Genomic DNA, 10,857 nt, shown 5'->3' on the forward strand with positions numbered 1-10,857 from the left:
CGGCGCGTACCCCGACCACCGGCAGGTCGGAGTACGCGCCGTCGCCGCTTGCGCTATTTGACCTCGTACACCCAGATCAGCGCGTTGGACAGCTCACCGTCCGGGTTCCACTTGTACTGGCGGGCCAGCCCGGCACCGTCGTAGCCACGCACGAACGCGAGCAGATCCGGCCGGGTCAGCTTCCCGTCGTCGATGCCCATGGCCAGGATGGTGGCCAGGTCGTAGGCCTCGACCGAGTAGACGCCGGGGGCCTGGCCGTTGAGTGCCTCGTACTCGGTGGTGAATTCCTCCGGCGCCGGACCACACGGGCACGACAGCACCGCCCCGGTGGCCGAGCTTCCGGCCTGGGAGACGAACTGCGGATCGTTGCTGCCATCGGCGGAGACGAAGGTCGCGTCCACGCCACCGGACTTCAACTGCTGGGCCAATGGTGCGGCCTCGGCGTAGTAGCCGGAGTAGAAGATCGCGTCCGGGTTCACGCTAGAGATCTTGGTGACGGTGGCGGAGAAGTCCTTGTCACCCTCTTTGATGCTGGCCGCGCACGCCGGATCGGCAACCGGGCCGAGGGCGGCGGTGACGCTGGCGGCGAGGCCGGTGCCGTAGTCGGTGTTGTCCTGGACGACGCACACCTTCTTGTAGCCGGCGGTACTGACCATGTAGTTGGCCACCGACGGTCCCTGCACATCGTCGTTGGCCAGGCCGCGGAAGAAGCTCTGCCAGCCGTTCTGGGTGAGCGAGGCGTTGGTGGCCGACGAGGACACCGACACCAGGCCTGCGTCGCTGAGGATCTGGCCGGTGGCCTTGGTCTCGCCGGAGAAGGCCGGGCCGACCAGGCCGAGGATCGTCGGGTCGTTGACGATCTGGGGGATGACCTGCGTGGCCTTCTGCGGGTTGCCCTCGGTGTCGAACGGCTTCAGCTCGATCTGGCAGCCCGGGTTCGCCTTGTTGTGCTGATCGATCGCCAGCTTCGCCCCGTTGAGGATATTGATGCCGAGCGCGGCATTCGGCCCGGTCAACGCGCCAGCCATGGCGATCGAGGTGCCTTGCGGGCAGGTCGCCGAACCGTCGCCCGCCGGATCGGCGGCTGCTGTGGTGTCGGTGGAGGGAACTTCCTTGCCCTCGGCGTCGATCTGCATCACCGGCTGGATGGACAGGCCCCCGGCGCCGTCGGTTCCGGTGGCCTCCGAATCGCCGGTCGATTTTTCGCTGCACCCGGTCAACACCAGGGCTGCGGCCGCGCCGACCCCCAGCACTCGCATCGTACGGTTTCGCCATGTCGAACTAAGCACGATTCACCTCTACGTTCCTGTGCTCCCCCGGCCAACCGAGGAGGCCGACGACTCAGCCTGCGCAGAAACATAGCGTCGGCACGATGGATCCGCACCGCATTCGGATCATGCAGATGACATCGTGTCGAATTCTTTTTCGCGATTATGTTTCCTCGATGTAAATCGCGTCGTGTATACCGCCGACGGGCGGTCACTGGGGTGTCAGATTCTCCAGCACCACTTCCGCAACCGCCTTCATGGTGGTCCGGCGGTCCATCGCGGTGCGCTGAATCCACTTGAAGGCCTGCGGCTCCGACAGCCCCTGGGTCTGCATCAGCACGCCCTTGGCCCGCTCGACCAGTTTGCGCGTCTCCAACCGCTCCGACAGGCTCGCGACCTCGCCCTCCAGCGCGGTGATCTCATGGAACCGGCTCGCGGCCAGTTCGATGGCTGGCACCAGATCCGATTTGGTGAACGGCTTCACCAGATAGGCCATGGCGCCGGCGTCGCGGGCCCGCTCGACCAGGTCACGCTGACTGAACGCGGTGAGGATCACCACCGGCGCAACACGTTTCGAGGCGATCTCGGCGGCGGCGTCGATACCGTCGCGGCGCGGCATCTTCACATCCATGATCACCAGATCCGGACGGTGCTCCACCGCCAGATCGACCGCCTGCTGGCCGTCGCCTGCCTCGCCGACCACCTGATAGCCCTCTTCGGTGAGCATCTCCACCAGATCCATGCGAATCAAGGCCTCGTCTTCGGCGACGACGACACGCTTCGCCACGGCGCCGGCCTTGGCGTCCGCGCCCGCAGTAGTGCTCATAGAAGACCCCTCTGGTTCGATGCTCGAGCCCCGATGCGATCCACCGCCGCCACAGCCGGACATATCCGACCGAAGAGCCACCGTCACGCCATCGAGTGATGTAAAGAGTACCTTTCACTTCGGTATAGAACGCATCTACCCAGGGCAAACCTCGCCCAGGTCACAGCAAGGGGTGACCGGTTAGCCGATATCGCCATCGACCCGCTATCATTCCCTCCGGTGCGCCGAGTTGGCGGAACTGGCAGACGCGACGGTCTCAAAAACCGTTGTCCGAAAGGGCGTGTGGGTTCGAGTCCCACACTCGGCACCAAGATCGAACGGCATTGTGTCCGACGCTTCCGACGTTGCCCATCTCACGCAGTCAGCAATTGGTCGGCAGCAGTCCTAGTGACCGCATCCATCCCGACCGCCACGGCATCGAGATCATCCGGGAACAGGTGCCCGTACAGGTCCCGGGTCAGCGTGGCCCTCTTGTAGCCGAGAATCCGCTGAACAACCTTGATGTTCGCCCCGGCACTGATCGCCAATGAAGCTGCCGTGCGGCGAAGGCCGTGCGAGCGACACTGCTCGGCACCTTTATCGCCGTGCTCACGTCATCACAACGCCAACTCTCACCGATCTGGTCCGGGATATCGGTCGGCGACTCGGCCTGCAGGCCAGCGGGCGGGCTCCCAGGCGTTCGGGGCCGTCGACGGGCATACTGTTGCCTGCCGTCTCGAAGCGGCGCCGGCTTCAGCCCGAGCCGCTCAGCCCCGGGCGAACCCGTCGACCAATAGTGCCCGCATGTCCGGGAGGCTCGTTGCGACGAGCGTGAACGTGGCCTCGCGCATCAGCCGTTCCGCGGGATGCCCGGTCTGCAGCGCCGCCGATCCGCTCGCCGCGAACAATGCTGCCGCGGACCGCAGCGCGACCGCTCGCGCTTTTTGCAGCACGTCCGGACCGGGCATGGCGTCGTCCAATCCGGCATGCACGCTGTGCCATTGCTCGCGCAGCAGCGTTGCGGGACCCGCGGAGGTCAGTTCGAGCAGGTCGATCGCCCGCTCGGCAACTCCACACGCCACCGCACCATTGAGTCGCGAACCAATGGTCTGGGCGGTGCAGAAATCGCTGAAGGCCGCCACCTCGCTCACCCGGTGATCGGGTAGCAGGTGGTTGTCGAACTGCATCCGTACCGTCGCGGTGGCCTGGCCGGCGACCAGGCTGACCGGAGTGACCGACAAAGTCTCGGCGGCGGTTGCTTCGATCAGGCCCGAGACGACCGTGTCCGTAGCATCCTCGGTTCTCTCCCGCGCCGCCACCTGCAGCAGGTCCACGACTCCCCATCCGCTGACGAACAGCGCATCACCGGTCAGCAGATATCCGCCGCCGACCCGAGTCGCCGACAGTTTCGCCGGTTGCGCGACCGCGCCCGCGAACGCCGCGCCCGCACGCTTGCGACCGCTTAACAGGTCGGCGAAAAATATCTCGCGCAGACCCGTGTTCGCGGTGTTCGCCAGGCTGCGCACCGCCGAGTGATGCTGCATCCAGATGAACGCCGTCGACAGGCAGCCACCCGCGAGCACTTCGATGATCCGCGCGATATCGGACAGCTCGAGCCCGGCCACCGCCGCGCCGTAGAGTCCTTCCTCGGCCAGCGCTTCCCAGTGCCGGGCGGGCACCACGCCGTCTTGATCGACCGCCGCCGCGTCCGGATACAGCACCACTTCGGCCACACGCTGCGCGCGTTCGATCAACGACCGCTCATTGTCCGTCATCGGAAACGTCCTCGATTCGATTCGAAGTATCGACCGATAGTACGAAAGTTTCTGGAGGCGTACAGGATACGGGCTACACGGTTGGGTCGAAGGGTAGGCGCCGGTGCACGTGTATCTGCGGCTGGCCCAACGCCACCTACGCCTAGGAGAAGTCACGGCGGATCTGGCTCGACCATCCACCGACCACTTTCACACTCGTCCAGACCCCCCGGGGAGGATCGATCGATACTCGAACCGCTACACGGGACCGAGTGGGATACCACCCCACCATGAGGCAAGAACAGCGCCGCCCCGGCGATCTTCGTGCACGGAATCGGCTGGGGCGCCGATCCTTACCACACGCAACCCGATCTCTGCACACTGTCCCTTACCCCAGCGCACTTCGGGCTTGACCTTCTTCCTGGTTGCCTTCCCGGTCTCCGGACTGATGCTCCGCCTCGAAGTGATAGTCGGTGAACGGAAAATGTCTGCCACGCCACCGTGTTTCAAGGGCTCCGGCAGGCCGGAAATACGGCGTGTCACCGTGCGAGTTGCGGTAGTAGGTTCGAGTACCTTTGTTTTGCGTCTCGACGTAGTGCCGAAGGACCTGACCACGCTTGCGTATCTCGGCATGGTAGGCGGCGTGCGCCCGTTCGCTCACCTCGACGGTCGACGCCCGGCGGCGCCGCGCCTCCACTATCGCTCGAATGGCATGTGATGCGGTGGTTTCCACCATTCCGTGCCATCCGATATCGGACAACGAGTACGGTCCGACCAGCATCCAGCGGTTCGGCAGGCCGGCTACAGCCACACCCTCATAGGCCTGCACTCCATTGGCGCCGAAGAACTGACCGAGATCGAATCCGTCCCGGCCGACCACAGCGCCTTCGGCATAACTTTCCGGATCGGTGTGCATCTCGTAGCCGGTCGCCAGCACGATGACGTCATAGTGATGCTCGGTGCCATCGATGGTCCGGATGCCCTGCTCGGTGAACCGCTCGATGTCGTCGGTGATGAGGCGAACATTGTCGCGATTGAACACCGCCGGAAATCCGGTCGACAGGGTGAGCCGCTTCGCCATGGGCCCATAGCCGGGTGTCAGTGCCGCGGCCGTTTCGGGGTCATCAACGATCCGTCGGAGATACGCTCGGTAAACCCGCGTGGCGAAGGCATCGAAGGCGGCCATCAACGGTTTCGCCACTGCCAAGGGCATATACGTAGCCAGTGTGGCGATAGGTTCCAACCCCAGCAATATCACCCCGCACTGGGCCGCCGCCACGCCTGGCACCCGCAAGGCGGCTTGGAGCCAGCGCGGGACCTGGTAGTTGGGTTTCGGTAGGCACCACACAGGCGTCCGCTGGTAGACATCGAGGTGGCCTACCTCAGGCGCGATCGCGGGCGTGATCTGAACGGAACTCGCGCCGGTACCGACCACTGCCACGCGCTTACCCGCCAAGTCGTGTGCATGGTCCCAGGCGTCCGGGCGTTGCACCATATTGGCGAAGTCACCGAGACCCTGTATGCCACCATCGACTTTGGGTCGCAGAAAAGCACCGACCGCGCTGATCACGAACCTGGCCGTAATGATCTCGCCGTCAGCGGTGTGCAACGCCCATCGGCGGTGTTTCTCGTCCCATACCTCGCGGACGATCTCGACGTGGAACCGTAGGTGCCGATAGAGACCGTAACGGCGGGCGACATCCTGGTGATACGCCTGAACCTCGGCACCTGTCGGGAACGCTGTTGGCCAATCGGCCTTGCGAGCGAACGAGTACTGGTAAACGAGCGCGGGTACGTCCACACTGATCCCCGGGTACGTATTGTCGCGCCAACTGCCGCCGACCTCGCCCGCGCGTTCCAGGATTGTGAACTCGTCGATTCCCGCACGTTTGAGCAGCGCACCCGCCGCGATACCGCCGGGCCCCGCCCCAATTACCACGATCTCGTGATCGGGTTGTGTTGTCATAGTGCTCATTGCTTCCCACTCACTGAACAGGTCGGATGCCGGTGCTCAGCTGTGTGAGCCATTGGTCGATAATTTGCGCTGTAACGTGAACCTCGGCGCCGCACAGCGCAACGTGATCCGCATCCACGGTCTGGACCGTCTGCGCGGTCGACCACGCTTCTATCGGCCACTCATCGAGCCTCTGAGGCGGAGGCGACGATCGCGTGAACTTCACGACAAGCGTCGTAGTTTCAAGAGGCTTGTGTTCGATCTGCATCGCCAGGTCGAACCACCAGCCGAATGCGGTCAACCGTGCGGTGGTGAGGCCGGCGATGTCGGGGATCGTCGCGTCCATCTCGAGCAGGTGGTTCCCGCGGCCGTTCAGTAGGCGTTCATTCGCCTCTCGGGCCATAAAGCCGTCGAGGATGACCAGGCCTTGCAGCTGGGTATTTCCTTGTTCCATTAGCCGAGCCGCCGCCGCGTGGGCGATGTTTCCGCCTACCGAGTAGCCGCCGAGAACGAATTCGTCCTGGCCGACGGTATCGAGGACCATCCCGACGATGCTGCCGATTGCGGCATCGAGAGAGGCGGGGAGCGGTTCATCCGGATCGTATCCCGACAGCGGGATAGCCGAGACACGGCGGTGACCGCCGACATGGGCGGCGAGCTGCGTGTACTGAATGTATCCGCCGAGGAATTCCGGGGCATTGACGAATACCAAGTGCGGCAGGACATCCCCGCCACTGTTGCCGGGCGAACCGCCACTGATTCCGATGCCGGTCGGCATTCCCTCGGTGACGTGGTCGAACACCGGACGGAGTTTCGCTGCTGCTCGCAAGAACGCCACACCGTGTCCGAATCTATTGTCTGCGATCGCCTGCCGGATGACACCGACCAAAGTCTCTGCGGGACTGGCGTGTTTCGCCGCCGGAATATCGGTGGATTCGCGAGCTGCATCCGACAGCCGCATCGGCGCTGCCACGGTCTCCTCATGGGCTCCGAGTAGTTCGTCCAGAATGTGCCGGGCGACGGTGGCCGGTGTCGGATGGTCGAAGATCAGGGTGGCGGGCAGTCGCAGTCCCGTGACCGTATTGAGCCGGTTACGGGCCTCGACCGCGGCCAGCGAATCGAAACCCAACTCCCGGAAGTTGCCGGCTGGATCGATCGCGTCGGCGCCATCATGACCGAGCACAACCGCCATCTGGTCTCGCACCACGCCCAGCAGCATCGGCAGTCGCTCGGCTTCCGCCAGCGCTGAAACCCGCTCTCGCAGATCCGCCCCCCGCTCCGGCGACAGCTCCAGCACCGGACGATGTCGTGCACTCGATACCAATCCCCGCAGCAGCGGGATCAATGTCCCATCCCTGACCTGCGCATCCAGCACCACATGATCCAGCGGAGCCGCGACTACCGCGGCGCGGTCCTGGACGATCGCAGAGTCGAACAGTGCCAGACCTTGCTCTGTCGAGATAGGTGACAACCCACCACGACCCAACCGAGCGGTGTCGGTATCAGCGAGATGCCCGGTCATCCCGGTATCGGAAGCCCACAACCCCCACGCGATCGAGGTCGCGACCAGCCCATTCGCGCGCCGATGCGCGGCCAACCCATCCAGGAACACATTCGCAGCCGCGTAGTTGCCCTGCCCCGCTGCTCCGAACACACCCGCCGCGGACGAGTAGAGCACGAACATCCCCACATCCATCCGGCTCGTGGCTTCGTGCAGGTGCCAGGCGGCATCGGCCTTTGCTGCCAGTACGGCGTCCATCCGGTCCGGTGTCAGTGACGCGATCACGCCGTCATCGAGCACACCGGCCGCGTGCACCACGCCTGTCACAGGGGACTGCTCGGGTACCGCCGCCAACAACTCGGCCACCCCATCTCGAGTCGCGACGTCACAAGCCACAATCCGCACCCGCGCACCCAGCTCGCCCAATTCCGTCACCAACAGCGACGCTCCTGGCGCAGCCGCGCCACGACGGCTCGCCAATACCAGCGACCGCACCCCATGGTTTGTCACCAGATGCCGCGCCAACACCGCGCCCAAACCACCTGTACCGCCAGTGACCAGCACTGTCCCAGCCGACACCACGCCGCCCACGCCCGGTACCGGCCGTGGCACGTCGACGGGCACCCTGCGGGCGATCTTCCCTGTATCCCTGGCCTGAACAGGTAGCCGGGTCAATCGGGCTACATGCACGACACCGGCACGAATCACAACCTGGGGCTCGCCCGAAACGATCACCGCCGCCAGCCCTTCGGCGGTCAGCTCGTCAGCGTCGGTGTCGACCAGCACGATACGGCCCGGGGCCTCCGACTGAGCCGAACGCACCAGACCCCAGACCGCCGATCCCGCCAAATCAGTGACATCGTGCCCGGCCTGACCGACCGCACCACGAGTGACCACAACCAGGGTGCTCGCCGCACACCGCAACCCACCCAGCCAGGCCTGCAGCACGCTCAACATCTCATGCGACGCATCGCGGACACGGCTCGGCACATCCTCGTCTGCACCGGCACCGACCACGCCACGGTCGAATACGACTACCGCAGGTACGGTCACTTCCTGGTTCTGCACCCAGATTCCGAAAACCTCACCATCGGCGAAGGTTTCGGCATCGACAGGCGAGATGACCTGCGAAGCCATGGGTGTCCACTGCACTCCATGCAACCCGTCCTGCACCGAGAAGGCCGCCAGCTGTGCGGAAGATACCTCCCGTACGGTCAAGGACCGCGTCGTGAGCACCATCCGGCCGACGGCATCGGCGACCTGGATCGATACCGCATCGGTACCGCCAGGGACTGGAGTGATACGTGCCCGCAGCAGCGACGTTCCGGTCGCGTGCAAAGTCACCCCCTGCCAGCAGTAAGGCAACTTCACCCGTCCGGGATCGGGATCGACATCGACAAGCTGTCCGTGCAGCACCGACTCCAGCAAGGCCGGATGCACCGCGAACCCCGACACATCGGCCATCGACTCGGGCAGCTCGACCTCCACGAACAGGTCCGCGCCACACCGCCATACCGATCGCAACCCCTGGAACGCCGGTCCAACCTCGTCACCGGCGACAGCCATCCGGTCATACAGACCATCCACAGGCACGGCGACCGCACCATCGGGCGGCCACACCGCCAACCCCGCCTCCAGTTCCGGCACACCCTCGATCCCCAACTCACCCTGTGCGTGCAGAACCCACATGCCGTCGGCGGCCTCGGCACGGGAATACACCGACACCGACCGGCGGCCGAGCTCGCCGGCACCGTCCACCACTACCTGCAACTGCATCCCGACCTCGTCGGACAGCACAAGGGGCTGCATAACAGTCAGCTCCCGCAGCAGTGCACAACCCGCTTCCGCTGCCGCGCGCAACACCAACTCCACGACGGCGGTCCCGGGTAACAGCACACGCCCACCCACGGCACGATCAGCCAGCCACGGATGGGTCGCCAGGCCGATTCGGCCGGTCAGTACCACACCGTCCCCGTCCGGGGACACCACCACCGCCCCCAACAACGGATGACCAGCCGCCGACAACCCCAACGACGACGCATCCCCACCGCTCGAAATTCCATCCAACCAATACCTACGCCGCTGAAACGCGTACGTCGGCAATGACACTCCGCCCCCATGAGCAGGTCCGAGCAACGCCGCCCAATCCACCCCCACACCCGACACCTCCAACTGCGCCGCTGACAGTAGGAAAGCGTCCATGCCCCCTTCGTCACGTCGCAGCGAACCCACTACGGTCACGGGATCGGCACCTGCCCGAAGGTCACAAATCTGCTCGATACCGACCGTGAGCAGAGGATGCGGACTGACCTCGACGAAGACGTTGTACCCGTCCTCCAGCAGGGCCTGAGCTGCCTGTTGGAAACACACTGGTTCCCGCAGATTCCGGAACCAGTAGTCCGCATCCAACTCTGTGCCGTCGAGTACACCTCCGGTCACGCTGGACCAGAACGCCATGTGTGACGATGTGGGATGAAGTTCGGCCAGCATCTTCAGCAGCGGTTCGCGGAGCACATCGACCTGCGGCGAATGTGAGCCGTAGTCCACCGAGATCCGGCGTGCGGGAACGTTGTCGCGGGCACAGGCTTCCAGGAAACCCTCGAGTTGTACTGCCACACCGGAGACCACCGTTGCCTGCGGGCCGTTCACTGCGGCCACGGACAATTCGTCGTATCCGGCCAGCAGCGTGGTGACCTGGTCGACAGGCAAGGACACCGTCGCCATCCCACCCTGCTCGGTCACAGCGATCAAGGCGGCCGACCGCAGGACCACTACCCGAGCCGCATCCTCCAGAGACAAAGCGCCGGCCACACACGCCGCGGCAATCTCGCCTTGGGAATGACCCACTACCGCGTCCGGAACAACACCAACCGAGCGCCACAGCTCGGCCAATGACACCATCACCGCGAAGAGCACTGGTTGAACCACGTCGACGCGCTCCAGCGACGGCGCTCCTTCCGTACCCGCGAGCACGGCGAACAATGACCAATCCACCAGCGGCGACAACGCGGCATCGCACTCGGCCATCTTCTGAGCGAACACCGGCGAACAGTCCAGGAGCTGTCTTCCCATGCCCAGCCATTGAGCCCCCTGACCAGGGAATACCAGTACAGTCTTGCGTGGCGCTCCAGCCACGCCGGTAACCACGCCAGGCCTCGGAGTCTGCTCCAACAGCGCAGTCAGCCCCGCGAGCAGCTGGTCCCGATCCGCACCTACCACCACCGCACGGTGGTCGAACCGCGACCGCTGAGACACCAACGACCGCGCCACGTCCCGCACGTTCATCAACGGGTCACCGGCCACGAAATCCCGCAGACGCCGCACCTGCCCCGTCAACGCCTCCGGCGTGCGACCCGACACCACCCACACGACCGGCTCGTCCCCACCAGCACCGGCCACGGGGGCGGTGACGGGGTCGGTCACCGATTCCGGCGCCTGCTCGAGGATCACATGAGCATTGGTGCCGCTGATACCGAACGCCGACACCGCAGCACGACGCGGACGATCAACCACCGGCCAATCCCGCGCCGCGGTCAACAACCCCGCATGCCCCAACGCCCAATCCACCCGCGAGG

Annotated in this window: 5 protein-coding genes, 1 tRNA gene and 1 pseudogene; 1 reads left to right on the plus strand and 6 read right to left on the minus strand. The window is 65.0% G+C overall.

All coding sequences use genetic code 11. The features are described 5' to 3' along the window. Nucleotides 1–53 precede the first annotated feature (53 nt). Both GV792_RS20220 and GV792_RS20225 read right to left on the minus strand, forming a co-directional pair. On the minus strand, nucleotides 54–1,259 hold the full coding sequence (locus tag GV792_RS20220) for a branched-chain amino acid ABC transporter substrate-binding protein (protein ID WP_163825807.1): 1,206 nt from the start codon (nucleotides 1,257–1,259) through the stop codon (nucleotides 54–56). Nucleotides 1,260–1,479: 220 nt separating this feature from the next. Then, a complete protein-coding gene (locus GV792_RS20225) occupies nucleotides 1,480–2,094 on the minus strand; it encodes an ANTAR domain-containing response regulator (protein ID WP_163825809.1) in 615 nt (204 codons plus the stop codon). A gap of 223 nt (nucleotides 2,095–2,317) precedes the next feature. Here GV792_RS20225 and GV792_RS20230 point away from each other — a divergent pair. Then, nucleotides 2,318–2,404 (plus strand) — tRNA-Leu (locus GV792_RS20230). A gap of 43 nt (nucleotides 2,405–2,447) precedes the next feature. On the opposite strand, the pseudogene GV792_RS20235 reads toward GV792_RS20230, so the two are convergent. From GV792_RS20235 to GV792_RS20250, 4 genes and pseudogenes are all read right to left on the minus strand, one after another. Next, nucleotides 2,448–2,657: pseudogene (locus GV792_RS20235) on the minus strand (site-specific integrase); the annotation flags it as partial. Nucleotides 2,658–2,840: 183 nt separating this feature from the next. Continuing rightward, on the minus strand, nucleotides 2,841–3,848 hold the full coding sequence (locus GV792_RS20240; protein ID WP_163825811.1) for an acyl-CoA dehydrogenase family protein: 1,008 nt from the start codon (nucleotides 3,846–3,848) through the stop codon (nucleotides 2,841–2,843). Between the two features lie 367 nt (nucleotides 3,849–4,215). Continuing rightward, nucleotides 4,216–5,793: a flavin-containing monooxygenase gene (locus GV792_RS20245; protein ID WP_163825813.1), complete on the minus strand. Its 1,578-nt coding sequence runs from the start codon at nucleotides 5,791–5,793 to the stop codon at nucleotides 4,216–4,218. Nucleotides 5,794–5,812: 19 nt separating this feature from the next. Next, nucleotides 5,813–10,795 (minus strand): SDR family NAD(P)-dependent oxidoreductase, encoded by a 4,983-nt coding sequence (locus tag GV792_RS20250; RefSeq protein WP_163825815.1) that lies wholly within the window; start codon nucleotides 10,793–10,795, stop codon nucleotides 5,813–5,815. Nucleotides 10,796–10,857: the final 62 nt, after the last annotated feature.

The organism is Nocardia cyriacigeorgica, assembly GCF_010868145.1.
In the GTDB taxonomy this organism is placed as follows: Bacteria; Actinomycetota; Actinomycetes; order Mycobacteriales; family Mycobacteriaceae; genus Nocardia; species Nocardia cyriacigeorgica_D.

What these genes read in the sequence shown, in the direction of transcription:
- GV792_RS20240 (WP_163825811.1), bottom strand. Translation starts at nt 3,848, where the DNA reads ATGACGGACAATGAGCGGTCGTTGATCGAACGCGCGCAGCGTGTGGCC.
- GV792_RS20245 (WP_163825813.1), bottom strand. Translation starts at nt 5,793, where the DNA reads ATGACAACACAACCCGATCACGAGATCGTGGTAATTGGGGCGGGGCCC.
- GV792_RS20220 (WP_163825807.1), bottom strand. Translation starts at nt 1,259, where the DNA reads ATGCGAGTGCTGGGGGTCGGCGCGGCCGCAGCCCTGGTGTTGACCGGG.
- GV792_RS20225 (WP_163825809.1), bottom strand. Translation starts at nt 2,094, where the DNA reads ATGAGCACTACTGCGGGCGCGGACGCCAAGGCCGGCGCCGTGGCGAAG.